Origin of the sequence: Pseudomonas sp. 3HC3, from assembly GCF_044904505.1 — a bacterium.
GTDB lineage: Bacteria > Pseudomonadota > Gammaproteobacteria > Pseudomonadales > Pseudomonadaceae > Aquipseudomonas > Aquipseudomonas putida_Y.
Genome location: NZ_JADDRH010000001.1, coordinates 273311 through 298562, shown reverse-complemented (window position 1 = coordinate 298562; position 25252 = coordinate 273311). Strand labels below are relative to the sequence as shown.

Annotated in this window: 26 protein-coding genes; 16 read left to right on the top strand and 10 right to left on the bottom strand. The window is 62.5% G+C overall.

The annotated features are described in order from the left end of the window. Window positions 1–114: 114 nt before the first annotated feature. The 3 genes from INQ47_RS01565 (at window position 115) to INQ47_RS01555 (ending at window position 2293) form a co-directional block, all read left to right on the top strand. Window positions 115–1071 carry a helix-turn-helix domain-containing protein gene (locus tag INQ47_RS01565; protein ID WP_404700884.1) on the top strand — a complete coding sequence of 319 codons (957 nt, stop codon included), beginning with the start codon at window positions 115–117 and terminating at the stop codon, window positions 1069–1071. 169 nt (window positions 1072–1240) lie between these two features. Further along, window positions 1241–1492: a hypothetical protein gene (locus INQ47_RS01560; RefSeq protein ID WP_252458427.1), complete on the top strand. Its 252-nt coding sequence runs from the start codon at window positions 1241–1243 to the stop codon at window positions 1490–1492. An 81-nt stretch (window positions 1493–1573) separates the two neighbouring features. Then, window positions 1574–2293 (top strand): TorF family putative porin, encoded by a 720-nt coding sequence (locus tag INQ47_RS01555; RefSeq protein ID WP_252458426.1) that lies wholly within the window; start codon window positions 1574–1576, stop codon window positions 2291–2293. On the opposite strand, the gene INQ47_RS01550 is transcribed toward INQ47_RS01555, so the two are convergent. Both INQ47_RS01550 and INQ47_RS01545 read right to left on the bottom strand, forming a co-directional pair. Further along, window positions 2290–3162, bottom strand: coding sequence for a DMT family transporter (locus tag INQ47_RS01550; protein ID WP_404700883.1), 873 nt, complete (start codon window positions 3160–3162; stop codon window positions 2290–2292). The genes INQ47_RS01555 and INQ47_RS01550 overlap by 4 nt on opposite strands. A gap of 107 nt (window positions 3163–3269) precedes the next feature. After that, window positions 3270–3680, bottom strand: a complete 411-nt coding sequence (locus INQ47_RS01545) for a RidA family protein (protein ID WP_404700882.1) — start codon at window positions 3678–3680, stop codon at window positions 3270–3272. A gap of 275 nt (window positions 3681–3955) precedes the next feature. Here INQ47_RS01545 and INQ47_RS01540 point away from each other — a divergent pair, with 275 nt between their 5' ends. After that, window positions 3956–4282, top strand: coding sequence for a hypothetical protein (locus INQ47_RS01540; RefSeq protein ID WP_404700881.1), 327 nt, complete (start codon window positions 3956–3958; stop codon window positions 4280–4282). 43 nt (window positions 4283–4325) lie between these two features. Here INQ47_RS01540 and INQ47_RS01535 read toward each other — a convergent pair whose 3' ends face one another. Next, the gene (locus INQ47_RS01535) at window positions 4326–4538 is read right to left on the bottom strand and encodes a PLDc N-terminal domain-containing protein (protein WP_404700880.1); all 213 of its coding nucleotides are present in this window, start codon (window positions 4536–4538) and stop codon (window positions 4326–4328) included. Window positions 4539–4641: 103 nt separating this feature from the next. Then, complete coding sequence (locus tag INQ47_RS01530; protein ID WP_252459093.1) at window positions 4642–5112, bottom strand: FAD/FMN-containing dehydrogenase; 471 nt, start codon at window positions 5110–5112, stop codon at window positions 4642–4644. A gap of 161 nt (window positions 5113–5273) precedes the next feature. On the opposite strand from INQ47_RS01530, the gene INQ47_RS01525 reads away from it, so the two are divergent. Then, window positions 5274–6281, top strand: coding sequence for a GlxA family transcriptional regulator (locus tag INQ47_RS01525; protein WP_252459094.1), 1008 nt, complete (start codon window positions 5274–5276; stop codon window positions 6279–6281). A 38-nt stretch (window positions 6282–6319) separates the two neighbouring features. Here INQ47_RS01525 and INQ47_RS01520 read toward each other — a convergent pair whose 3' ends face one another. Both INQ47_RS01520 and INQ47_RS01515 read right to left on the bottom strand, forming a co-directional pair. Continuing rightward, a complete protein-coding gene (locus INQ47_RS01520) occupies window positions 6320–7003 on the bottom strand; it encodes a TetR/AcrR family transcriptional regulator (RefSeq protein WP_252459095.1) in 684 nt (227 codons plus the stop codon). Window positions 7004–7152: 149 nt separating this feature from the next. After that, window positions 7153–8043, bottom strand: a complete 891-nt coding sequence (locus INQ47_RS01515) for a hypothetical protein (RefSeq protein WP_252459096.1) — start codon at window positions 8041–8043, stop codon at window positions 7153–7155. A 259-nt stretch (window positions 8044–8302) separates the two neighbouring features. On the opposite strand from INQ47_RS01515, the gene INQ47_RS01510 reads away from it, so the two are divergent. The 4 genes from INQ47_RS01510 to INQ47_RS01495 all read left to right on the top strand — a co-directional run bounded on the left by INQ47_RS01510 (window position 8303) and on the right by INQ47_RS01495 (window position 12331). Then, entirely contained in the window at window positions 8303–9283 is a 981-nt protein-coding gene (locus INQ47_RS01510; protein ID WP_404700879.1) for an aliphatic sulfonate ABC transporter substrate-binding protein, read from the top strand. Between the two features lie 16 nt (window positions 9284–9299). After that, window positions 9300–10691, top strand: a complete 1392-nt coding sequence (locus INQ47_RS01505; protein WP_404700878.1) for an LLM class flavin-dependent oxidoreductase — start codon at window positions 9300–9302, stop codon at window positions 10689–10691. A gap of 106 nt (window positions 10692–10797) precedes the next feature. Beyond that, on the top strand, window positions 10798–11634 hold the full coding sequence (locus INQ47_RS01500) for a bifunctional allantoicase/(S)-ureidoglycine aminohydrolase (protein WP_003247865.1): 837 nt from the start codon (window positions 10798–10800) through the stop codon (window positions 11632–11634). A 97-nt stretch (window positions 11635–11731) separates the two neighbouring features. Further along, window positions 11732–12331, top strand: coding sequence for an START domain-containing protein (locus INQ47_RS01495; protein WP_404700877.1), 600 nt, complete (start codon window positions 11732–11734; stop codon window positions 12329–12331). Window positions 12332–12605: 274 nt separating this feature from the next. Here the strand turns inward: INQ47_RS01495 and INQ47_RS01490 are convergent, their stop codons facing one another. From INQ47_RS01490 to pobA, 3 genes are all read right to left on the bottom strand, one after another. Next, on the bottom strand, window positions 12606–13487 hold the full coding sequence (locus tag INQ47_RS01490; RefSeq protein ID WP_404700876.1) for a LysR substrate-binding domain-containing protein: 882 nt from the start codon (window positions 13485–13487) through the stop codon (window positions 12606–12608). 44 nt (window positions 13488–13531) lie between these two features. Beyond that, a complete protein-coding gene (gene ggt, locus INQ47_RS01485; RefSeq protein ID WP_404700875.1) occupies window positions 13532–15322 on the bottom strand; it encodes a gamma-glutamyltransferase in 1791 nt (596 codons plus the stop codon). A gap of 150 nt (window positions 15323–15472) precedes the next feature. Next, window positions 15473–16660 carry a 4-hydroxybenzoate 3-monooxygenase gene (gene pobA, locus INQ47_RS01480; protein WP_404700874.1) on the bottom strand — a complete coding sequence of 396 codons (1188 nt, stop codon included), beginning with the start codon at window positions 16658–16660 and terminating at the stop codon, window positions 15473–15475. Between the two features lie 173 nt (window positions 16661–16833). On the opposite strand from pobA, the gene INQ47_RS01475 reads away from it, so the two are divergent. From INQ47_RS01475 to INQ47_RS01465, 3 genes are all read left to right on the top strand, one after another. Next, a complete protein-coding gene (locus INQ47_RS01475) occupies window positions 16834–17712 on the top strand; it encodes a helix-turn-helix domain-containing protein (RefSeq protein ID WP_404700873.1) in 879 nt (292 codons plus the stop codon). Window positions 17713–17787: 75 nt separating this feature from the next. After that, window positions 17788–18186 carry a MerR family DNA-binding transcriptional regulator gene (locus INQ47_RS01470; RefSeq protein WP_003247847.1) on the top strand — a complete coding sequence of 133 codons (399 nt, stop codon included), beginning with the start codon at window positions 17788–17790 and terminating at the stop codon, window positions 18184–18186. 19 nt (window positions 18187–18205) lie between these two features. Beyond that, window positions 18206–19105 carry a hydroxymethylglutaryl-CoA lyase gene (locus tag INQ47_RS01465; protein WP_404700872.1) on the top strand — a complete coding sequence of 300 codons (900 nt, stop codon included), beginning with the start codon at window positions 18206–18208 and terminating at the stop codon, window positions 19103–19105. A 532-nt stretch (window positions 19106–19637) separates the two neighbouring features. Here INQ47_RS01465 and INQ47_RS01460 read toward each other — a convergent pair. Further along, window positions 19638–20156: an MgtC/SapB family protein gene (locus tag INQ47_RS01460; RefSeq protein WP_404700871.1), complete on the bottom strand. Its 519-nt coding sequence runs from the start codon at window positions 20154–20156 to the stop codon at window positions 19638–19640. A gap of 136 nt (window positions 20157–20292) precedes the next feature. Here INQ47_RS01460 and INQ47_RS01455 point away from each other — a divergent pair, with 136 nt between their 5' ends. From INQ47_RS01455 to INQ47_RS01440, 4 genes are all read left to right on the top strand, one after another. After that, complete coding sequence (locus INQ47_RS01455; RefSeq protein WP_021785646.1) at window positions 20293–20532, top strand: DUF3203 family protein; 240 nt, start codon at window positions 20293–20295, stop codon at window positions 20530–20532. Window positions 20533–20653: 121 nt separating this feature from the next. Beyond that, complete coding sequence (ccoG, locus tag INQ47_RS01450; RefSeq protein ID WP_404700870.1) at window positions 20654–22057, top strand: cytochrome c oxidase accessory protein CcoG; 1404 nt, start codon at window positions 20654–20656, stop codon at window positions 22055–22057. Window positions 22058–22108: 51 nt separating this feature from the next. Then, the gene (gene mapR / locus INQ47_RS01445) at window positions 22109–23518 is read left to right on the top strand and encodes a GntR family transcriptional regulator MpaR (protein WP_028697280.1); all 1410 of its coding nucleotides are present in this window, start codon (window positions 22109–22111) and stop codon (window positions 23516–23518) included. A 57-nt stretch (window positions 23519–23575) separates the two neighbouring features. Further along, on the top strand, window positions 23576–25237 hold the full coding sequence (locus INQ47_RS01440; RefSeq protein ID WP_404700869.1) for a PAS domain-containing protein: 1662 nt from the start codon (window positions 23576–23578) through the stop codon (window positions 25235–25237). The last annotated feature ends 15 nt before the right edge of the window (window positions 25238–25252 follow it).

Genomic DNA, 25252 nt, shown 5'->3' with positions numbered 1-25252 from the left:
ACCGCCCGGCAGTTTTGCGCTGCCGGGCGGTTCGTACAATAACAAGAGCTGCTTGAGTAGCTTGCCTGCAGTTCCTTTTTTCAATGCTGCCCTCTTTGAAAAAGGACCCACCCCATGCCCACAGAACTCTCGACCCACGGCTGGCCACAGCCAGAGCGCCAGGTACGCTGGGCCGAAGCCATCAGTGACACCTATTTTCCGCTGAGCCTTGAATTTGCTGCCGGACAGCCGTTCGATGGCCACCTGCAGCGCTGGAGTACGCCGAGCACGCCGCTCAGCCTGTCGCGCCTGCGCTCCAGCCAGCTGGGTTACTCGCGCAACAAAGCGCACATTGGCCAGGACCATGAAGCGTTCTATCTGGTGACCGTGCCGCATGGCAGCGAGGTGCACTTCGAACAGGACGGCCACCAAATCAGTTGCAGCCCTGGCGGTTTCATCGTCGAGCGCGGCGATGCACCCTACCGCTTCCACTACGGCACGCAGAACGACTTGTGGGTGCTCAAGCTGCCCGAGCGTGCACTCAAAGCCAACCTGCTGGGGCACAAGCGCTATACCCGGCATTGCTTCGATGCCCGTCAGGGCCTGGGGCGCATCTTTGTTGAGCAACTCGACCTGTGTGCCCGCCATTTCGACACCAGCCCCGCAGCCGCCCGACATTTACTGCTGGAACAGGCTTCTGCCACCCTGCTGCTGGCCTTGCAACAGGATGAGCGCGTGCTGGGCAGCGAAGGCAGCAACCTCAGCACCCTGCACCTGACGCGGGTCGAGCAGTATGTGCAGCAAAACCTGGGGGACCCCGAGCTGTCGCCACAAACCATCGCCAGCGCCTGTGGGCTGTCGCTGCGTTATCTGCACAAGCTGTTCGCGATCACACCCTACACCCTTGGCGAGTGGGTACGCCGTCAACGCCTGGAGGCCGTGCACCGGAAATTGCGCGACCCGCATTGCCACCTGGCCATCGGCGAACTGGCATTTCGCTGGGGTTTTGCCGACCAGGCGCAATTCACCCGCGCGTTTCGCCAGCAGTATGGGTGCACGGCGAGCGAAGTGCGGGCTACGCGTCCGCACTGATAAAGCAGCGTAAAGCGGATGGACCCTGTGCGTCCGGGATGCGATTTAAGGGAGCTTCGTCGGAACCGTCGATAGTCACTATCGAGCAGGGCAATTTCTACCGAACGCTGTGGCCGCATAACCTAGCTCCATCCCCTCGCTGCCTACTAGCCTGCCCTGGAGCTAACCGATGAATGCCCTGGCCCGCCAGCTTTCCGCCACCCTTTTCGTTTTCGCCATCGCCGTGATCAGCGGCTGTGCCAGCCACCCTGAACTGCGCCCGTACACCGCCGAGGAAACCCGCCAGTTGCAACTGGAAGCCTTACAGCGCCGCGGCCTGTCGCTGGACAATTACGAGCAGCAACGGCGGGTGATCCTGCGTGCCGGTAACCTGCCTGTCGTGACCGAAGCTGCCGACGCTGAACCTTCGACCAAAGGCTGAACGGGCTAGCCGGCGGTTCCCTCCCTCCACTTGCGCAGGTATCCTCTACCGCTTAACCGCAAGCCTTCCAGGACGGAGACCATGATCAGGCCCCTTCTGTTGCTGAGTGCTGCGCTGCTTTTCAGCTCCGTGTCGCTAGCCCAGCAGATGAAACGCCAATTGGGCGATTTCGACTTCACACTCGGCACTACCCCCTCGCGCAGCATGGCGCAAGGGCTTATCTCACCCAGCGCCGTCGGCGCATTCCATGGCGGGCTCGACCTTAGCCACCCCAATGGCTGGTACCTGGGCCAGTACGCCCCAAGCATGGGGGTCACCCACAACTCGACCCTGCGCCTGGACAGCTACCTGGGCTACAAGCACCATTTCGACAGCAGCCTGGGCTACGAGGTAGGGTTGATCCATTACAGTCAGCCAAATATCGCAGGCCCCGACAGCTACGCCTTGTATGGGGGTATTTCGGTGCTGGGCAGCCGCTTCGGCGGAGCACTGCGTGACAACCCCGACAACCGCACGGGCACGCTGTTCGCCGACTTCGGCCATCTGCCGATGTTCGACGTCGACTTCAGCGTCAAACTCGCCCACCACCGCCTGGGCACGCCGTTCACCATTGGTGATGGCAGCCAGGTGAATACCTTTTCCGATTGGTCACTGGAATTGTCGCGGCCTTGGCTGGGCATCGACCTGAACCTGATCTACAGCAACTCCAGCCTGAGTGGCGACGGCTGCGATGCGTACTCAGGTATCAACACCTATTGCGACAGCGTGGTCACCCTCAAGGCCCAGCGCAACTTCTTCTAACGGCGCGGCGCCAGCGCCAGTGCAATACCGCCCAACACCACCACACAGGCGATCAACAAACGCAACGACACCGGCTCGCCGATCAGGGCAACCCCGCCCAGTGCGGCAATCACCGGCACACTCAGTTGCAGGGTCGCCGCCTGCTGTGCACTGACCTGCCTGACCACGCCGTACCACACGGCGTAGCCTGCGCCTGAGGCCAGCACACCCGAAGCCAGGGCATACGCCAAGCCAGGCGGCGTGAGGTGCGGGCCGGCGCCCAGCAACAGCATCGGTAGCAGCAACACCAGGCAAGGCAGGCTGCGGGCAAAATTGCCGGCAGTGTCGGCCAGCGGCCTGGGCGAGCCTTTGCCCAGTAGCGTATACACACCCCAGGCCACGCCGGACAGTGCCATCAGCAAGGCACTGGCCAACGGCGGTGCCGAAGCACCGGGCAACAGCAGCACCAGCAGGCCGGCAAAGGCGATCAGCATACCCAGAAGCATGCGTACCGTGATGTGTTCGCCCCTGTACCAGGCAAAACCGAACATGGTGATTTGTACGGCACCGAACAGCAACAACGCCCCCACCCCTGCCCCCAGTTGCAGGTACGCCGCAGAAAACAGGAACGCGTACAGGAACAGGGCCAGGCCGCCCCACCAATTGCCGCCCATGGTGTGCACCGGCTGGCGCAGGCGAATCAGCAACAGCAGGAACAGCGCACCACTGGCCAGGCGTACCATGGTGAAGGATACCGGGTCGATGGCCCCGTCTTTCAGCGCCAGCCGGCAGAACACCGAGTTGGCAGCAAATGCCACCAGGCTGAACAGCGCAGGCCAAAGCCAGGCTCTGGTCTTGCGGTCAGTAAGCGTGCTCGTGCCGGTGCTCATGGTGTGGTCACCTCTGAGTGGGATTGTTGTTATAGCAGCAGTGCCGATGGTGCCTGCATCGATATACAACAGAGTAATTCCCTGGCGCCACCACTGATTTGACTGCACTACACCGCAGCGACTGCCTCGATTTCCACCAGCATGCCGTCCAGCGCCAGCCGGGGCACCGGTATCAACGTGCAGGTCGGTTTCATGCGCGTTCCCCAGGCCCTGTCGGCCTCGGCCACCCATTGGCGCAGGCGCGCTTCGGAGTGCTCGACAATCAGCAGGGTCAGCTTGAACACCTGGGCCAGGCTGGCACCTTTCGACGCCAGGGCCAGTTCCAGGTTAGCCAGTGCCTGGCGAGCCTGTTCGGCGAACACAGGTGACAACCGGCCATTGCTCTCCTCCCCACCCTGACCGGCGATGAACAGTAGACGGCTGTCAGCGCGCACTTCGGCGACATGGGAGTAGGCGTTGCCACTGGGGTCGTAGAGACCTTCGGGGTTGCTTAGCTGGAATGCGCTTGATGGGGTCACGACAAGCCCTCGCTCGGTTGGAAGAGCACCGGAGTATCGGACCTTAAGCTAACTCGAGGTCAAGCACGAAGTAGGACATTTCGTACAAAACACCGTCATGTCAGAACCACGCGTGTGTTTGCGCGGAGGCTGTAAGGCCGTAGGCTCTGTACGAAAAGTCTTGAGACGCAGGTCAGGCTGTTTTCAACGCAGCATGAACAAGTATCAAGGCTTTTCGTACAGAGCCAAGATTGCAAAGCCCGGCATGGAGGCCTTTAACCAACAAGGAAAAACCGATGAGCAAATTTGATTTTCAGCTGGCCTATACCATCAAGCCGCAGAACGCTCCACGCGATGAAACCGATGCGGCACAGGCACGTCTGCACCTGCGGGAAAAGCTCGGCCTGGACACCGTCGAGCACATTGAAACCACGCTGCTTGGCATGATCACGCTCAATAACACCACCCTCGCTGACCGCAAGCGGGAAGCTGAAAAGCTGGTCCGCGACTACATCCATGACGCGCTCAAGGAACTGCGCGTACTGTCCACCGTGAAGTTCTACGGCTGCCTGATGGTGGACGGGCTGGGGCCGGCCATACGCTTCGACATCCTGCCCAAATGAACCTCGACGGCCTCAGGCGCCCCCGCGCCTGAGGCCGCAAACCTCATTTCTCCTGCAGCACCGCCCTGCCCTTCACCGCCCGCGGCCCGCGCCAGGCCCAGAACAGCAAACCGGGGAATGGTGCATAGACCACGAAGACGATCCACAGCATCTTGCGCTCGGCACGCCGTTCACTGCCGATGATGTGCCAGATGGCCAAGATCTCCAGCAGAATGACCAGGGCCGCGATGATGATCCAGATTGTACCGATTTCCATGAGCGCTCTCCCAATGGCATGTAATGGGTTGGGTTACTGCAAGCGCTGAGGGTTCAGATTGATTTGACTCGCCACGCCTCTTTGCAGGCGCGGCGATAGGGCTTCATTGCCTTGGTGCGTTCGCCAGTGCAGCCTTCAACGCCGCTGCATCGGTAAACGCCCGCTGGCTGACCAGCACGCCCTGCTGCAATTGCAACCACTGCACCTGGCCATCCTGCCCGGGGTAACGGCTGGCCACTCGCCCTTCTCGGTCGAGCAGCACCCGGTAGCTGTAATCGCGCATGGCTGGGACAGCGAACAGTTTGCTGATCAGTGCAGGCATGCGCTGAATGTCGGCCACAAATACGGCGCTGCGTGCCTCCAGGTAGCCCTTGGGCTCCTCGGCCAGTGCCGCCTTGACCAGCTTGGCACCGTCCATATCGCGTGCCACCAGCAGAATCTGCGTGTCGGCATCAAGGCTGTAGGCCTGGTCGTACTGGTCGAGCAGTGTGAACGGGGCGAGCTTGTCGCCCTGCTCCAGGGCGTTGGCCAGCAACGGCAACAGGCTGAGCAACACTACAGCGGCATATTTCATCAGGGGCATCCTCAATGACGGGAACGTCAGCATAGCGGCAAAGCATCAGGACAGGCAGGTTGCCTGAACACGACCTGTAATACGACACCGCCACCAGGGAGATTGTCTTTCCTCCGGGCACCGTCCACACTCTGCGGGCCAGCCAGGAAGCGGAGTCCAGAGTGCCCACGCCACGCCAGTTCAGCAAAAAGACCAGCACCAGCAACATGCTACGGCTGAAAACAAGCAGCGCCAATGTCCAGGCGCCCTATCGGGTCGACTTTATCCTGCTCGAACACTTCTCGATGGCCAGTTTCACTGTGGCCATGGACGTGCTGGTCACGGCTAACCTGCTACGTGCCGACAGCTTCCAGTTCACTCCGCTGTCGCTGGACGGCGACCGGGTGCTCAGCGACCTGGGGCTGGAGCTGGTAGCCACCGAGCTGTCCGCTGCGGCACTGAAGGAGCTGGACCTGTTGGTGGTCTGTGGCGGCTTGCGCACCCCCCTGAAGTACCCGGAACTCGATCGCCTGCTGGACGATTGCGCGGCCCACGGCATGGCCTTGGGCGGCTTGTGGAACGGCGCCTGGTTCCTTGGCCGCGCCGGGGCACTGGACGACTACGGTTGCAGCATCCACCCCGAGCAACGCGCCAGCCTGTCCGAGCGCAGCCCGCAAACCCGCATCACCCCGGCCAGCTTTACCCTCGACCGTGACCGCCTCAGCGCCGCCAGCCCCAATGGCGCCATGGAGCTGATGCTGGGCCTGGTGCGGCGGCTGTACGGTGATGGCCTGGCCGAAGGCGTCGAGGAAATCCTGTCATTTTCCGGTGCGCGCTACCGCCAGGTGGGGCCGGGGGCGAAGAAGTCCATGAGCCTGCACCTGCGCACCATTGTCGAGCTGATGGAAAACAACCTGGAGGAAACCCTCAGCCTCGACCAGTTGGCCGCCTATAGCGGGCGCTCGCGGCGGCAGATCGACCGCCTGTTCCAGGCCCAGCTGGGCACGTCGCCCCGGCGCTATTACATGGAGCTGCGCATCACCAAGAGCCGCCGGCTGCTGCAGTATTCCGACCTGTCGGTGATGGAAGTGGCAGTGGCCTGCGGGTTTGTCTCGGTGTCGCACTTCAGCAAGTGCTATGCGGCGTATTTCGGCTACCCGCCGTCGCGCGAGCAACGGCTGGGCGAGTGACCGAGGCTCTTTGAGTCAGCCCAGGCGCTCGAGAAATCTCAGATACGAGGTTCGAGCTGGATATACCGCAACACCGCATCACAGATCATGGCTTTATGGCGCAGCTTTACCTGCTCATCAGACAGGTCGATCTGGAAGATCTCGCCAAAGGTATGGCGGTTCGACACCCGGTAGAAGCAGAACGAGCTCATCAGCATGTGCAGGTCGATGACCTCGATGCCGGCGCGGAACACGCCTTCCTGAACGCCACGGCGCAGGGTGTTGCCCAAGGCCTCCAGCACCAGGCTGCTCATTTCGCGAATGGCCGGCGACTGCTTGACGTACTCGCCATAGTGGATGTTTTCGGTGCAGATGATGCGCACGAAATCCACGTTGCGGTCGTGGTGATCGAAGGTGAACTCCACCAGCCGACGAATCGCCTGCTCAGCCGGCAACGACTCCAGGTCCAGGCTCTGCTCGGTCTTGCGGATATCCCCGTACAACTTCACCAGGCACTCGCAATACAGCTGCTCTTTGCTGCCAAAGTAGTAGTAGATCATGCGCTTGGAAGTGGCGGTGCGTTCGGCGATGGCGTCGACGCGGGCGCCGGCCAGCCCTTGCTGAACGAACTCGTTGATGGCGGCCTGGAGGATGTCCTCGCGTGTTTTCTCAGGGTTGTTCTTGCGCGTTTTGCGCACCCCTTCGGTTTCAGGCTGGCCGAGGCCGACTACGGAATCACTCATACCCACTCACAGGCTGTTTATTGGAATGCGGGGGATTATCCGTTAGCGCGGCCATGCAGGGAAGCGCGCTGTTGGTCGGGTAGCCATGATGCCTTGGGCTCGAGCAGCGCGGTCAGCCTGCGGGCACTGATCATCAGCCAGGCGCACAGTCAGTTACGCTGGGCAGTCACAGTCGCGGGCGCCGGCGCGGGAGTCAGGCGCAGCACGCGGTTACGCCCACCTTCAGCGAGCAGATAACCCCCGATACCATCGGCGATGATCGCCTGGGGAGCCTTGAGGAAAGTCAGCACCGTTTGCTGGCTGCCATCGGCATCGATGCGCAGCAGGCGCGCACGGTGTGTGTTGTCCTCGCTGATCCATAGGCCACGTTGATCACAATACAAGAACGTAGGGTTACGCAGACCGTCGACCACCACCGGGTCGCTGCCATCGTCGGACAGGGAGCGGACCCTGCCATTGGCCTTTTCGGTGTACAGCAGGCGGCCGTCGCTGCAGCGGGTCAGGCCTTCGGTTTCGGTCAGGCCGGACCGCAGTACATCCAGCTGCCCGCTGCTCCAGTCATAGCGCATCAGGCGACCATTGCCCTTGCGGTCTTCGATGGCATAAAGATAGTTGCCTTCGTTCCAGAGGCCTTGCACGCTCTCGCCGTCGAACAGCCGGGTGACCTGGCCATCGCGGGACAGGCTGACAGGTGCCAGGCCACCTTCCTGGCTGAACACCCAGCCACCCTGTGCCGCGACCATACCATCGGGCTTGGACAGGTTATCGATCAGCACGACGCGCTCGCCCGTAGCCGTGATCTTGAGGATGCTGCCCCGGCCGTCATCCAGTTCACGGCTGACCAGCAGGCTGCCATCCGCTTGCGGTAACAGCGAGGCGGCTTTGGTTACGTCGCGATGCAACACCTCAACATCCCAGCCGGTAGCGGCCTGGACCGGGTAGAAACTCTGCCACGCGAAGAAGCCCAAGGTGGCCGCGAGCAGCCCGGAGGTGGCAGTCAAGGCGATGCGGGCGCTGCGCTTGCGCAGGATGTGCGGCATGAAGGGGCTCCTCGGAATCGTTGCGGATCCTAGCAAGCGAATGTGAAAAAAATATCGAAAGCTGCACAAACGGGTGCTGCAGGACCCACCGATCTCAGCCCATGGCGCCTCCAACAACGATAGGCACCCAGCCACTAAAAACTAAATGATATAAAAATAACTAAACAATCTAACAAACCGGAATATATAAATTGAAAGCCAAACGCCACCTCCTTAGTCTGGGCAGATCGCCTCTCACCCGATTCAAGGAGCAATGCCCATGCCCAAACATGCCTTCTCTCCACTACGCCGTCTGCTGATCGGCGGTTTACTGGCCAGCGTCGCCAGCGCCCTGCTGCCCTGGTCCGAAGCCATTGCCGACGACGCCAGGACACTGCGCATCGGCTACCAGAAATTCAACAGCATCAACATCCTCAAAGGCAGCGGCGACCTGGAGAAGGCCCTGGCACCGCAAGGTGTGAAGGTCAGCTGGCATGAGTTCGCCGCCGGCCCCCAGCTACTGGAGGCACTGAGCACCGGCGCCATCGACCTCGGCCACGCAGCCGATGCCCCCTCGGTGTTCGCCCAGGCCGCCGGCAAGCCTGTGGTCTACCTGGCCGCCGAACAACCCTACCCACGCGGCATTGGCCTGGTCGTGCGCGAGCAAGACCACCTGGCCAGTGTGCAGGACCTGAAAGGCAAGCGCGTGGCCACCGGCCGCGGCTGGAATGCCCAATACCTGCTGGCCGCAGCCCTGCAGCAGGCTGGCCTCAGTTACAAGGACATTACCCCCGCCTACGTCAACAATGCCGCCGATGCCGTGGCCGCCCTGCAATCGGGCAGTGTGCAGGCCGTGACCCTTTGGGACCCGTTCCTCGCCGCCGCAGAAAGCCAGCCAGGGTTGAGAAACCTGCGCGACGGCAGCGGCCTGTCCAACAACCGCACCTTCTACCTGTCCACAGCCCGCTATGCCGACGAGCACCGTGCACTGCTGAAAACCTTCTTTGCCGAGCTGGGCAAGGTCAGCCAGTGGGCCAACGCCAAGCCTGCCGAAGTTGCCGCGCTGCTGGCACCGCAGTTGGGGATCAGCACCCAGGTGCTGGAAGCGGCCAGCGAACGGCGCAGCTACAACGCCGTCGCTATCACCCCGCAGATCGTTGCCGAACAACAGAAGCTGGCGGACACCTTCCAGGGCCTGGGCCTGATTCCACGCAAGCTACAGGTGGCCGAAGCGGTCTACCCGGCTTCCGTGTTGCCTTGAACGGAGCGCGCTGACCATGCCCCGCCCGATCCGCTTCAACGCGTTCAGCATGAACGCTGCCAGCCACCAGTCCCCTGGACTGTGGCGCCATCCGCGCAACACCAGTATGGCGTTCAACCGCTTGAGCTACTGGACCGACCTGGCCCGCCTGCTCGAACGCGGCCTGTTCGACGCCCTGTTCATCGCCGATGTGCTGGGTATCTACGACGTCTATCAAGGCAGCCCGCAAGCCGCCCTGCGCGGTGGCGTGCAGGTGCCGGTCAATGATCCGCTGCTGCTGGTGCCGGCGATGGCCGGGGTGACCGAGCACCTGGGCTTCGGTGTCACCTTTTCGCTGACCTACGAACACCCCTACCCCTTCGCCCGGCGCATGTCCACGCTCGACCACCTGAGCAATGGCCGGGTCGGCTGGAACATCGTCACCGGCTATCTGGACAGCGCTGCGCGCAACCTCGGCCTGGCGCGTCAACTGGGCCACGACCAACGCTACGACCTGGCCGAGGAATACCTGCAGGTGCTGTACAAGCTGTGGGAGAAAAGCTGGGACGACGACGCCGTGCTGCTGGAGCGTGAAAGTGGGCGCTATATCGAACCCTCGCGGGTACACCCGATCAACCATGTGGGCGAGCACTTCCAGGTGCCCGGCATGCACCTGTGCCAGCCGTCGCCGCAACGCACCCCGGTGTTGTTCCAGGCCGGTGCGTCGGCACGCGGTCAGCAGTTTGCCGCACGGCATGCCGAATGCGTGTTCATCAGCGGGCCAACGCCGACGGTGCTGCGCCGCTACGCCGACGGCATCCGCCAGGCCTGCGAAGCGGCCGGGCGTGGCCTTGACGAAGTTCTGATCTACGCCCAGGTGCTGTTGATCGTCGCCCCCACGCGGGAAGAGGCCGAGGCCCGCTTTAACGACTATCGCCGCTATGTCGACCTGGACGCTGCCCTGGCGCTGCTGTCAGGCTGGACCGGTATCGACTTCGCCGGCCTCGACCCCGATGCACCGATCGAGTACGTCGAGAACGATGCTGGCCGTGCCGCCCTCGCAGCCTTTACCGCCGCCGACCCCACTCGCCGCTGGACCGTACGCGAAGCCGCCGAATTCGTTGGCCTGGGCGGTCGCGGCCCCGTGCTGATCGGCACTGTCAGCGAAGTGGCCGACCAGCTGGAAACCTGGCTGGACCATACCGGCATCGACGGTTTCAACCTGACCTACGCCGTGCAACCGGACGACCTGGCCAATGTAGTCGACCTGCTGGTGCCCGAGCTGCAACGGCGTGGCCGCTACCCGCTGAGCTACATCGAGGGTCCCCTGCGCCACAAGCTGTTCGGCCGCGGCGGCCAGCTGCCCGAACAGCACGCTGGGCGCCAGGTCGGCATTCAGCAATCAAATACCGAGTATTCCAACATTTAATTTGTGGATAGCACATGCTCGACCCTATTCTGTGACCACATCCCCTGCGCCGCACCGGCCGGTGCGGTTCAAGGCATGGGGAGAGAACAACAAGTCGAGATCGTCCATGTCGAACCATTCGTACTTCGCCCCACACGGTGGGCACCCGGCTCAAACCGAGCTGCTGACTGACCGTGCCATGTTCACCGAAGCCTATGCCGTCATCCCTAAAGGCGTGATGCGTGACATCGTCACCAGCCACCTGCCCTTTTGGGACAAGATGCGCATGTGGGTCATCGCCCGCCCGCTGACCGGTTTTGCCGAAACGTTCTCCCAGTACATCGTCGAACTGGCCCCGGAAGGCGGCAGCGAGCGCCCTGAGCTTGACGCCGATGCGGAAGCCGTGGTGTTCATCGTCGAAGGCGAACTGGACATCACCGTCGAAGGCAAACACCACACCCTGGTACCTGGCGGCTACGCCTTCCTGGCCCCGGGCGCCGAGTGGAGCCTGCGCAACAACAGCAAGTCCAACGTCACCTTCCACTGGCTGCGCAAGCACTACCAGAAGGTTGAAGGCCTGGATGTACCGGAATCCTTCGTCACCCACCGCGACAACGCCACCGTCATCGAGATGCCGGGCACCGAAGGCCGCTGGAAAACCACCCGCTTTGTCGACATGGCCGACATGCGCCACGACATGCACGTGAACATCGTCACCTTCCAGCCGGGCGGTGTGATTCCGTTCGCAGAAACCCACGTGATGGAACACGGCCTGTACGTGCTGGAAGGCAAGGCAGTGTACCGCCTGAACCAGGACTGGGTCGAAGTGGAAGCCGGCGACTTCATGTGGCTGCGTGCCTTCTGCCCGCAAGCCTGCTACGCCGGCGGCCCAGGCAACTTCAGCTACCTGCTGTACAAGGACGTGAACCGTCACGTACACCTGACGCTGAACCCTAAGCGCTAAGCGCTAAGCCCAGGCTGATGCCCGCAAGCCCGCCAACCTGGCGGGCTTTCTGTTTGCCACGCATACTGAAAAACACCCACCCCTGCAGGGTACAGCCATGAACCGCTGCCTGCTGATCGCGACCTTACTGCTGTGCACCTCCGCCCTGGCCACCGATGGCTGGAACCTGGCCTACGACCGCGAAGGCATTCGCGTGTACCTGAAGGACCCAAGCGCCTCGCCCTACCCGCAGTTTCGTGGTGTCAGCACCATGAAAGCCAGCGTGCGCACGCTCACTGACCTGCAGGATAACCTGCGCGTAGCCTGCAAGTGGCTGTACGCCTGTGACCAGCTGCGGCTGCTGGATGTGGAAGGTGATAGCACCTGGGTATACCTGACCACCAACCCACCATGGCCAACGAGGCCGCGGGACATGGTGCTGAAAGTGACCAGCGAACGCCTGGCCGACGGTACCCTGGTGCGCCACCTGAGCGCCGAGCCCGACAGGATCCCCAAGGTTGAAGGACTGATCCGGGTACGGCACCTGAGTGGCAAGTGGCGGATGAAGCCGCTGGGTGAACGGGTGACCGAGGTGACCTACCAGTTGCAGGCCGCCCCTGCCGGGGATGTGCCGAGCTGGCTGGCCAACCGGCTAATGGTGGATATAGCGGTGGTGACGCTGCGTACCTTGCGAGCGGTGGCTGAGCGCCAACCTTGAGTATGCTGGTCGCCGCCATCCGCCGGGCTTCGCTCTGGAAGATCACGCCGTACCACGGTACGTACTACAGCAAATAAAAACCGCGGGATGTGCGCAAGCATCGAGGCCTTGAATCAGGTCCGCGCGAAAAGGGAGCGTGACGGGTGTGGTAGCGGGCTTGCCCGCGATGCAGGCTGCGCGATGGAAGGCAAAGGGCTTCACCTGTATTCGCCGGGCAACCTCACAGTGATCGTGCTGGCTTTGAGCGCTGTGCAAGAGCATCTCCCACAGATCGTCAGATCCCACCGCCCGCCAGCAACTGTGTCATCACCTCAGCCAACGCCTTGACCATCACATCCGCCGTCGGCCGGTGCACGATGACGATCTCATAGCTGTCGATCTCCGGCAGCCCTTGCCCGGCCCCCAACACCCTGTGCTCACCGGTGGCCGCCCTGGGCGGCAGCAGGCTGATACCCATGCCATCGGCGACCGCGGCCTGGATGCCACTGAGGCTGGAACTGGTAAAGCTGATGCGCCAGCGCCGGCCCATGCCTTCGATGGCGTTGATCATGTCCTCGCGATACAGGCCACGTGGCGGAAAGGTGACCAACGGGATCGGGTCCAGCTCGAAGGCAGGCGTGCGCGCGCTGTCGATCCACTGCAGACGCTCTGGCCAACAGGCCACGCCCTCACGGCTGTTGCGTCGTTGCTTGAGCAGCACCAGGTCAAGCTCGCCATTGTCGTAGGCTTGGCTCAGGTCGCGGCACAAGCCGCTAGTCACTTCGAGCTTCACCTGTGGGTGCAGCCGGCTGAATGCCGACAGCGCATTGGTGGTACGCCCGCCAACGAAGTCCTCGGGCACGCCAAGCCGTACCGTGGTGCCCACCATCGCCCCGGCCAGGGCTTCAAGCATCTGATCGTTCAGGGCCAGCATGTGTCGGGCATAGCCGAGCAAGGTCTGCCCGGCGTCGGTCGGCAGCACATCACGGTTGCCCCGCACCAACAGGCGGTGGCCGACCATGTCTTCCAGGCGGCGCACCTTCTGGCTGATCGTCGACTGGGTCGAATGCAGTCGCGCAGCTGCGGTGGTAAAGCTGCCGCAGTCGGCCACCACGACAATGGCGCGCAGCAGGTCGAGGTCGAACAGAGCCCTATTCGATTTCACGCTGATGGACATCTGGATATTCAACTATTGAATGGCAAGTCTGCGTTCTATCACGGCTAGTCACCGAGGGCCACTCCTTCCCGCCGAGGATCGGCACCGCCTGACCAACCTTCGCCACTGCGCTGGATGATCTGCATGCCGCTGGTCATGGTCATCGGTGTCACCTCATGGCCCCAGGCTGCCAACTGGCGGATCAGCGCCGGGCTGGTCAGCCCTGCTTCCACTTCGGTGCCGGCATTGCGGCTGCCGAAGTTGGGCAGGCCGGCGGCCTGTTGCGGGTCGAGCTGCCAATCCAGCAGGCCGACCAGTGCCTTGTTCACGTAACCGATGATCTGCGAACCACCCGGCGAACCGAGGCTCGCGACAAACTCGCCAGTGGCACGCGAGAACACCAAGGTCGGCGCCATGGCCGACAGCGGCCGTTTGCCCGGCTGCACCCGATTGGCCACAGGTTTGCCGTGCTCGTGAGGGATGAACGAGAAATCGGTCAGCTGATTGTTGAGCAGGAAGCCCTTGACCATCAGGTGCGAGCCAAATGCGGCCTCCACCGAGGTGGTCATGGCCAGTGCCTGGCCGCTGTCATCCACCGCACTGAGGTGAGAGGTGGAGATACGCAGTGGCGAGCGGTCGGGCGCAAGTGCCAGGTCCGCTCCTTGCGGGTGGCCCGGACGGGCGCGCTTCATGCTGTGCTCGCCGATCAGCGCCGCGCGGCTGGCCAGATAAGCAGAGTCGGTCAGGGCCTTGACCGGGACGGGCACGTAGTCGCTGTCGGCCAGGTACTGAGCGCGGTCGGCGTAGGCCAGGCGCTCGGCCTCGGCGATCAGGTGCACGGCCAAGGGCGGGGCTTCCAGGCGGGCCGGGGACGAGGTAGCCAGCGGTCGCAGCGCTGCCAGGTCGCGTTGCGGCGCGGTGCGCTGCACAGCGTCGAGCAGGCCTAGGGTCTGTAGCACGGTCACCCCACCCGATGACGGTGGCGGCATGCCGCATATTTGCCAGGCCTTGTAGGGGCCGCACAACGGCTCGCGCTCCCTGGCCTGGTACTGCTGCAAGTCCTGCAACGACAGATACCCGGCATTGGCGTGGCTACGCACCTTGGCGACGATGGCTTCGGCAATTTCACCGCTATAGAACACCTCGGGCCCCCGTGCGGCGATCTGCTCCAAGGTCTGTGCCAACTCAGGGTTGCGCAGGATCGTCCCCACGGCCAGCGGCCTACCCTGTTCATCCAGGAAGTAACGGGCCATGGCGGGTGAGCGGGCAATGTAGGGGTCCCCGGCCAGTAGTGTGTGCAGGCGCTCGGAAACCGCGAAGCCGTTGCGTGCCAGGGTGATGGCCGGGGCGAACAGGGCGTGCCAGGGCAACTTGCCGTGCTGCTCGTGGACCTTTTTCAGGGCACGCAGCACCCCGGGCACGCCGACCGAGCGCCCACCGATCTGCGCCGCCCGGAACGGCATGGGGGCGCCATCGGCTTGCAGGAACAGCGCGTCCGTCACCGCCGCAGGTGCAGCCTCACGCCCGTCGAATGCCTGTACGCGCTTGCCATCCCAGTACAGGATGAACGCCCCGCCGCCGATCCCGCTGGACTGCGGCTCGACCAGTGTCAGCACCATTTGCATGGCGATGGCGGCGTCAATCGCACTGCCGCCGGCACGTAACATCGCCCGCCCCGCTTCACTGGCCAACGGGTTGGCTGCGGCGACCATGTGCCGGCTGGCGTGCACCGGCTGCAAACCGCTACGGTAGCCGGAGGCCAGTTCCGGTGGTGCGGGCAATACCTGGTCGGCCCCGACCCAGTCACTGGCAGCCAGCAAGCACAGAACGCTGATCAGCGGGGTGGGATATTTCATCGTCATGCGTCCTGCCTTCACCTATTCAGCGAAGTACTGTCGGTCATAGGCAGTCTCGACTTCAAGCCTTGGTGTAATTACCGGCAAGCCATTCGCTGACCAATTCAGCCGTTGCTCTCTGCGTGTGTGCCAGGTTTGCGCAATGACAGATCAGGTCACTTCTTCGAACGGCAGCCCCACATAGTTCTCGGCAATGTTCACCAGCCCCGCCGACGAGCTCAGGAAGTACTCACGGTCAGCTTCCTGCATCTTCTGGTCCCAGGCATCCTTGTGGCTACCGAAGTCATGCAGCAGTTGGGTCATGAACCAGCTGAAGCGCTCGCCCTTCCACACGCGGCGCAGTGCCAGCGGCGAGTATTGCGCCAGCAGGTCGACGCGCCCTTCGTGGTATACCTTGACCAGAATACGGTACAGGTAGTTGACGTCCGAGGCTGCCAGGTTAAGGCCTTTGGCACCGGTAGGAGGGACGATGTGCGCAGCGTCCCCCACCAGGAACAGGTGACCATACTGCATGGGCTCGACCACCAGGCTGCGCAGCGGCGCAATACTTTTTTCCAGGGCTGGGCCGGTAACCAGGTCAGCCGCCACGTCGGCGGGCAAACGGGCTTTCAGTTCGTCCCAGAAACGCTCGTCAGACCATTCCTCGACCCGGTCCTGCAAAGGTACCTGCAGGTAGTAGCGGCTGCGTGTTTGCGAACGTTGGCTACACAACGCAAAACCGCGCTCATGGTGGGCGTAGATCAGCTCGTGATTGACCGGTGGTGTGTCCGACAGCAGGCCCAGCCAGCCAAACGGGTAAACCCGCTCATACTGCTTCAGCACGCCCTCCGGGATACTCTGCCGCGAGATGCCGTGGAAGCCGTCGCAGCCGGCGATATAGTCGCAGTCAACCCGCTGCACCCGGCCATCCTTTTCGAACGTCAGGTAGGGCTTCTCGCCTTTCAGTTCATGCGGCTGGACATTGCTGGCGGAATAAATGATCGGCGCACCACTGGCTTCACGGGCCTGCATCAGGTCACGGGTGACTTCGGTCTGGCCGTACACCATCACCGTCTTGCCCCCGGTCAGGGCCTTGAGATCCAGACGTTGACGGCGCCCGCCAACCAGCAGTTCGACACCCTCGTGCACCAGGCCTTCACGGTCCATGCGCTCGGCCACGCCGGCCTCACGCAGCAGGTCGACCGTGCCTTGCTCCAGCACTCCGGCGCGAATGCGGCCCAACACATATTCCGGCGTCTGGCGTTCGACAATGACGTTATCGATACCGGCCTTGTGCAGCAGTTGGCCCAGCAGCAGGCCAGACGGACCTGCACCAATAATTGCAACCTGAGTTTTCATTGTTGTTGTCTCTGTTCGGACGATACCGGCCCGGAACTGGCAGCGGGGCGGCATCTGCTGTTAGGGTTTGCCATTGCATTTTTAATGGCAAAAAATGCCGCTTAAGTGTGCTATTCCATAAAAAACCTGCACTTTTACGAAAAGCGTTCGATTAACGGACAGGTCAGCCCAGAATGAAATCCACCCTCCCCGGCGTCCCGTTGTTCAAGCTGTATGGCGAAAATCAGGCCTGGCCCGGCACCGACCTGCTGCACTGCGAATCGATCCCGGCGCGCAGCCGCCTGCATCATTGGGAGATCAAGCCGCACCAGCATGCCGAGCTGTTCCAGCTGCTGTATGTACAGCGTGGCCAGGCCCAGGTGGAGATCGAGGGGGTGCGCAGTGCCATCGACGAAGCGGCGATCCAGGTAGTGCCGCCGATGACCGTGCATGGTTTTCGCTTCAGCGCCGATATCCAGGGCTATGTCCTGACCTTTGGTACTGCCCTTGTAGCTAACCTGGAACAGCGCCTGGGCGCGCCACTGACGGTGCTGGCCCAGCCAGCGTGTTACCCCCTGGGCCATGACCGCGTGCACCTGCACAGCCTGGTCGACACCTTGCAGCGGGAGTACCAGGGCAGTGCCCCGGCACGCGCAGCGATGCTCGAAGCGTTGGTGACCGCGCTGGTGGTGTGGATCAGCCGCCGCCAGCAGCTAGGGCTGGCGCCGCGTAACCGCGATGAACGTGACCGCCTGTTGCTGGGGCAGTACTTGCGCTTGGTCGAGGCGCATTACCGCGAGCATCTCTCGGTCGAAGAGTTTGCCGCGCGGCTGAATGTTCCGAGCTTGCAACTGAACCAGCTGTGCCGGACGCTGAGTGGTCAGACTGCGTTGCAGGTGGTGCACCAGCGGTTGTTGCTGGAGGCGCGACGTAACCTGATCTACACGCGTATGAGCATCGGGCAGTTGTCGGATAGCCTGGGGTTTACCGACCCGACCTACTTCGCCCGGTGGTTCAAGCGCTTGAGTGGGCAAACGCCCAATGGGTATCGCAGATCAGGGTTGTCTGAATAATCCTTGCCGGCCTCTTCTTGACGTATACGTCAACCTGCCCTCAGGATATCCGCATACCCCACGTCGAGCCCGAGCATGAGCACTCAGACCTACAGCATCTCCGACCTGTCCCGCGAGCTGGACATCACCACCCGCGCTATCCGCTTCTACGAAGAACAGGGCCTGCTCAGCCCTGAGCGTCGTGGCCTGGAACGTATCTACTCACCGCGCGACAAGGTCAGCCTGAAGCTCATCCTGCGCGGCAAGCGCATCGGCTTTTCCCTGGCCGAGTGCCGCGAGTTGATCGAACTGTACGACCCCACCAGCGGCAACCTCAAACAGCTCAACAGCATGCTGGCGAAGATCGCCGAGCGCCGCGCGCAACTGGAGCAGCAGATGCTGGACATTCACCAGATGCAACTGGAACTGGACACCGCCCAGGAACGCTGCGAACAAGCCCTGGCCGCCACCCTGAACAACAAAGACAACCGCTGAACGCCACAGGAAACCCGCCATGTCCTTGCCCAAACACGTCCGTCTGGTCGAAGTCGGCCCCCGCGACGGCCTGCAGAACGAAGCCCAGCCCATCAGCGTCGCCGACAAGGTACGCCTGGTCAACGACCTTACCGAAGCGGGGCTGGCCTATATAGAAGTGGGCAGTTTCGTGTCCCCCAAGTGGGTGCCACAGATGGCCGGCTCTGCCGAGGTATTCGCCGGCATCCAGCAGCGTACCGGTGTGACGTATGCCGCGCTGGCGCCGAACCTGCGTGGTTTTGAGGACGCCCTGGCTGCCGGGGTCAAGGAAGTAGCGGTGTTCGCTGCCGCCTCCGAAGCGTTCTCGCAACGCAACATCAATTGCTCGATCAGCGAAAGCCTCAAGCGCTTCGAACCCATCATGGACGCTGCGCGCAGCCACGGCGTGCGCGTGCGCGGGTATGTGTCGTGTGTGCTTGGCTGCCCTTACGAGGGCAAGGTCAGCGCCGAGCAAGTGGCCCCGGTAGCCCGCGCCCTGCACGACATGGGCTGCTACGAGGTCTCGCTGGGTGACACCATCGGCACCGGTACCGCAGGCGACACCCGACGCCTGTTTGAGGTGGTGTCGGCCCAGGTACCACGCGAGCAGTTGGCCGGACACTTCCATGATACTTACGGCCAGGCCTTGGCCAACGTCTATGCCAGCCTGCTCGAAGGCATCAGCGTATTCGACAGCTCGGTAGCCGGGCTGGGCGGCTGCCCTTACGCCAAGGGTGCTACCGGCAATATCGCCAGCGAAGATGTTGTGTACCTGCTGCAAGGGCTTGGCATTGAAACCGGCATCGACCTGGGCCGGCTGATAGCCGCCGGCCAGCGCATCAGCAGCGTGCTGGGCCGCGACAACGGGTCGCGGGTAGCACGGGCGTGCAGCGCTCAATAGGTCACACGGGTGTCACATTGGTGTGGGTGAAGTGTTACCTCCCGCACATTTCACAGCAAAAAATCGGGTAACAGGGAAACAAACCGGCAGAATTTCAGGCTGGGTGGTGTCGACCAAAATTCTTAACTCATTGATTTTAAAGGGTTTTCAAAAGTTGGCACGCACCCTGCTATATCTCTGGTACAACAACAAAAAAAACGCGATACCCAATAAAAACAACAGGCAACGGCTCTGACATAACAAGAACAACACGGCAGAGGCGTAGCAAGCAGATTTTTTTGGAGTCGACACGCTTTTCAGGGGTTCGCCCCGCGGTCTGGCACAGAACAATAAAACTACCTCAAGGTAGCGGCAGCCAGGTTCGGATCAGCGATGATGACAGCAGGTCAGCGCTCAAAAAAATACGTTTGCTCTTGACCCCGCATGGGGGTCGCCCGCAGCACCAGGACAAGCCGACAAAAACAACAATAGGCCGGTCCCAATAATAAAAAAAGAGCAGGCAACAACGCTTTGAGGGGAGCTTCGGCTCCCCTCAGTGCTTCCTGCCCTCTTCCTCCTCCTGCTTCTCCTCATCCTGCCCTTCGACCTTTTCCACCAGCAACGGCATCGTGCCCAGTACCAGCAGGGCCAGTACCGTGCTGATCAGCGCCGTGGCTTCGCGTCCCATGCCGGCCGCCGTACCGATGGCAGCCGTCATCCATAGCCCGGCAGCGGTCGTCAGGCCTTTCACATGGCTGGTGTCCTGGCAGTTGCCCTTCAGAATGGTACCCGCACCGAGAAACCCGATACCGGCAACGATGCCCTGGATCACCCGACTGAGTGCCTGGTCATCGGCCCCCGCCATGCTGGGTGACAGCATGAACAGGGCAGCGCCCAGCGAGACCAGCATGTGGGTACGCACCCCGGCAGACTTGCCCTTGTGTTCACGCTCGAAGCCCAGTATTGCGCCAAGCACAGCAGCCATCAGCAAGCGCACAAGGATTTGCGTGACCTCGCGCTCATCGGTGACATCGGCGAATTCGGCCTGGATTGCTTGCCAGATGACATCCATCGCAGTGCTCCCCTGCCTGAGCATGTGTTTTCAGGGTTGACCTCTGCACGCAGTGCAAAGTGCCGCTCAGCCTGCTGATGCAGCAACTGGCCCCTGACCGCGGTCCACCCTGTAACCACCCCAGGAGGATCCCACCATGCCCATTGAAATCGACGAAACCACCCGCCGTTGCACGCTGATTGGCGAAGGCTTGCGCATCGAGGGCGAAGGCCCGGACATCGAGATCATCACCGACGAGCAGTTGCGCATGTCGGTGGCCATTCTGGCCGGCCAACGCGTGCCAATCACGGAAACCGAAGCCGATACACTGACCGTGGCGGGTGCGGTGGATAGCCGCAGGCATCTGAAGGCCAGCGCGCCAGGCTCGGTGATATGAGGCCTGGCGGGGCTATGCGGCAAATCTGATATGGTTTTTATCGTAAAATCTGAACCTGTGCTGATAACAGCTTCAGCGCCATAGTGCTCATGCCTGATCGAGGCCTGATGAGCAGCGAACCATGAACGATAGAATCCCTTTTACAGAGATCGCCACCGCCCCAGCCAGCCCCCAACCGCGACGCATCGACAGCGGCATCCATACCCGCAGCTTCACAGGGCTTTACCGTAACCTGCGCATCGGCTTTGCCGGCGCCCTGTTCGTGCTGTTCTTCGGCACGGCCTGGCTGAACTGGAACGGCCGCCAGGCCGTACTGTGGGACCTGGGAAACAGCAAGTTCCACATCTTCGGCGCCACCTTCTGGCCACAGGACTTCATCCTGCTGTCGGCGCTGCTGATCATCTGTGCCTTTGGCCTGTTCGCCATCACCGTCTACGCCGGTCGCGTCTGGTGCGGTTACAGTTGCCCGCAAAGTACCTGGACCTGGCTGTTCATGTGGTGCGAAAAGGTTACCGAGGGCGACCGCAACCAGCGCATCAAGCTGGCAGCGGCGCCCTGGAGCCTGAACAAACTGGCCCGTCGCACGCTCAAGCACAGCCTGTGGTTGGCCATTGGCGTGCTCACGGGGCTGACCTTCGTCGGCTACTTCACCCCGATCCGGCCACTGGCCGCAGAATTGCTCACCTTGCAACTGGGCGGTGTGGCACTGTTCTGGGTACTGTTCTTCACGGCCGCTACCTACATCAATGCCGGCTTGCTGCGTGAAGCGGTGTGCCTGCACATGTGCCCGTATGCGCGCTTCCAGAGCGTGATGTTCGACAAGGACACCCTGGCGGTCGCTTACGACCCGCGTCGTGGCGAGGCCCGTGGGCCGCGCAAGAAAGGCAGTGATGTCGCTGCCCAGGGACTGGGCGACTGCATCGACTGCACGCTGTGCGTGCAGGTGTGCCCCACCGGCATCGACATTCGTGATGGTTTGCAGATGGCTTGCATCGGCTGTGCCGCGTGCATCGATGCCTGTGACGGGGTAATGGACAAGATGGGTTACGCCCGCGGCCTGATTGGCTACAAGTCCGAGCACAGCCTGCAAGGCGGTACCACTCACTGGCTGCGCCCGCGCCTGCTGGGCTACGCTGCCGCACTGCTGGTCATGATCGGGGCACTGGTGGTAGCCCTGCAGATGCGCCCGATGGTATCGCTGGATGTGATCAAGGACCGCGGCCTGTTCCGTGAAAACGCTCAAGGCCAGATCGAGAACATTTACCTGCTCAAGGTCATCAACAAGACCGAACGTACCCAGCACTATCAATTGCGCCTGCTGGACGCTGACGGTTTCACCCTGCAGGGCAATAGCGCACTGGTCATCCCTGCTGGTGAAATGAGCGAACTGCCGGTGTCGGTGGCGATGCTGGCCGAGCGCCCGGCCAGCAGTTCGCAGACGCTGAGCTTTGAAATCCGCGAGCGTGACGACCCCACTATCCGCAGCATAGCGCACAGTCGCTTCGTCGCCCCCATGAACCGCTGATCCCTTACACTCACGACACCTTGCCTGCCCAGGCTTCGACAGAAGGCCAGAATGAAACGCTACGAACGCTTCGCCGACGACATTGCCGAACTGATCCGCTCCGGGGTGCTGGGCCCCGGCCAGCGCGTGCCGTCCGTGCGCTACGCCAGCCAGACCCACGGGGTCAGCCCGTCCACCGTGTTCCAGGCCTACTACCTGCTCGAGCGGCGTGGGCTGATCCGGGCCCGGCCGCGCTCCGGGTATTTCGTCAACGCCCACGTTCCGCGCCAGTTCAGCGAGCCGCAGGCGCTGCAGCCGGTAAGCGAGTCTACCGATGTCGACGTTAGCGCCTTGGTATTTTCGATCCTCGACTCGATCAAGGACCCCAACACCATTGCCTTCGGCTCAGCCTTCCCCAGCCCTGAGCTGTTCCCGCTGCAACGCCTGTCGCGCTCACTGGCCAGCGCCAGCCGCAGCATGGACCCGCGCATGGTGGTGACCGATCTGTCCCCTGGCAACCCGCAGCTACGTCGGCAGATAGCCTTGCGCTACATGGTCGGTGGGCTGATGCTGCCGATGGAAGAGCTACTGATCACCAACGGCGCACTGGAGGCCCTGAACCTGTGCCTGCAGGCAGTGACCCAGCCGGGCGACCTGGTCGCCATCGAGGCCCCCGCCTTCTATGCCTGCCTGCAGGTTCTGGAGCGGCTCAAGCTCAAGGCGGTGGAAATCCCCGTGCACCCGCGCGAGGGCATGGACCTGGGGGTGCTGGCGCAGACCCTGGAAAAGCACCCGGTAAAGGCCGTGTGGTGCATGACCAACTTCCAGAACCCGGTAGGTGCAAGCATGCCGGAGGCCAAGAAACAGGCGCTGGTGGAGCTGCTGGCGCACCATCAGGTGCCGTTGATCGAAGACGATGTGTACGCCGAGCTGTACTACTCGCAACAGGCGCCCAAACCTGCCAAGGCCTTCGACACTCAGGGGCTGGTCATGCACTGCGGCTCGTTCGCCAAAAGCCTGGCACCGGGCTATCGCATTGGCTGGGTGGCCGCCGGGCGCTTTGCGCAGAAGATCGAGCGATTGAAACTGATGACCTCCCTTTGTGCCTCCATGCCGGCCCAGGCGGCCATCGCCGACTACCTGCAACACGGCGGTTACGACCGCCACCTGCGCAAGCTGCGCTACGCCCTGGAGGGCCAGCAGGCCAACATGCTGGCAGCCATCGCCCGCCACTTCCCGGCGCAGACACGGGTCAGCCAGCCCTCCGGCGGTTACTTCCTGTGGCTTGAACTGCCCGAGCAGATGGACGCCCTCAAGCTGTTCCACATGGCCCTGGCCCAAGGCATCAGCATCGCCCCTGGGCCGATCTTTTCGCCCACCCGACGCTTCGGCAATTGCATCCGCCTGAACTACGGCAGCCCTTGGCATGACGGCGCCGAACAGGCCATGGAAACCCTCGGGCGGATCATTCGCTCGTTCTGACAGCAAGGGGCCAGAGGGGCAACTATAGTTGCTCGATCCGATCATCAGGCCCTCGTCATGCAGCCAGATACGCTTACGTCCTATGCCCGATTGCAAGCGCGTGTCGCAGAACTGGAAGCACGCCTGGCAGAACGCGAAGACAGCGTTCAGGCGCATGACCGGCTGCTTGGAGAACTGCTCGACAACAGCCCGGCCAACGTGTTTGCTGCCGACCGCAGGATGCGCCTGTTGGCCATCAACCGCACGGCGCGCGAAACCTTCGAGCGTTACCGAGGCTTCGTGCCGCAGATTGGTGACTACGTACCCCAGTTCCTGACCGGTCAACCCGACATCATGGGCCGCCTGGCCCCGATATGGCCGCGCATACTGGCAGGGGAAGCGTTCATCGACACCGTCACCTTCGGGCCGGACGACGCACCACGCCATTACGAAATTCGCTACCACCCGTTACTCGATACTCAACAGCGAATTCAGGGCGGCTACCTGTTCGCCTATGACATCACGCAGCGCGTGACCGAACAGGAACGCCTGCAGCAGGCCGAAGAAGCACTGCGCCAGGCGCAGAAAATGGAGGCAGTCGGCCAGTTGACCGGCGGGATAGCCCATGATTTCAACAACCTGCTGGCCAGCATCCTTGGCGCCCTGGAACTGGCTGGGCAGCGTCTGGTGCAGCAACGCGTGGCGGACACCGCGCAGCTGCTTGAACTCAGCCGGCACAATGCCCAACGCGCCGCAGCCTTGGTGCAGCGCTTGCTGGCATTCTCACGGCAGCAGACGCTGGTCCCGCAACGGGTCGATGTGCAGCAACTGGTGGCTGGTATGCACGACCTGATCAGCAGCTCCACCGGCCCCTATGTCGACTACCACGACCAGACACATGCCGGACTATGGCCCATCCGAATAGACGCACAGCAACTGGAAAATGCGCTGCTCAACCTGTGCATCAACGCCCGTGACGCCATGCCGCTTGGCGGCACCTTGAGCATCGGTTGCGCCAATGTCGAAGTGCAAGGCGCCGAAGCCAGACAGCTGGGCCTGGCCGCTGGCCAGTTTCTGCGTATACGCGTTGAAGACACTGGCATGGGCATGTCCAAAGCAGTGATGCAGCGCGCCCCTGAGCCCTTCTTCACCACCAAGCCGCTCGGCCAGGGCACTGGCCTTGGGCTGTCCATGGTCTACGGCTTTGTGCGGCAATCCGGGGGCCAGCTGGTCATCGATAGCACCCCTGGCCAGGGTACGGCCATCAACCTGTATCTCCCCCGCGATGAAAGCGTCGCCGCCGCTTCACCCTGCCCCCACGTCGAGGGGCCTGCGCCTGCGGCCTCGCTTCAGCAGCGCGGGTGCAAGATGATGCTGGTGGAAGACGAGCCGGCCCTGCGCCTGGTCATGCTGGAGGTATTGCTGGACCAGGGCCATGAAGTTCAGGCATTCGAAGATGGCCGCCAGGCATACAAGGCCTTGCAGGAAGCCCCTGCGCCGGACTTGCTGATCACCGATGTCGGCCTGCCAGGGGGTATCGATGGCTACCAACTCGCGGACGCCTGTCGAAGTATTGCACCACATGCAGCGGTGCTGCTGATCACAGGGCATGACCCTGCGCACAGTACGGCAAATGCGCGGCCCGACCGGCGCACCGAACTGCTGGCCAAGCCATTCGATCTTCAGGCACTTGCCCAGGCGCTTGAACGGCTGCTGGGGAGCACCGCCCAGTCGCACTGAGCGGCTATTCGCCTA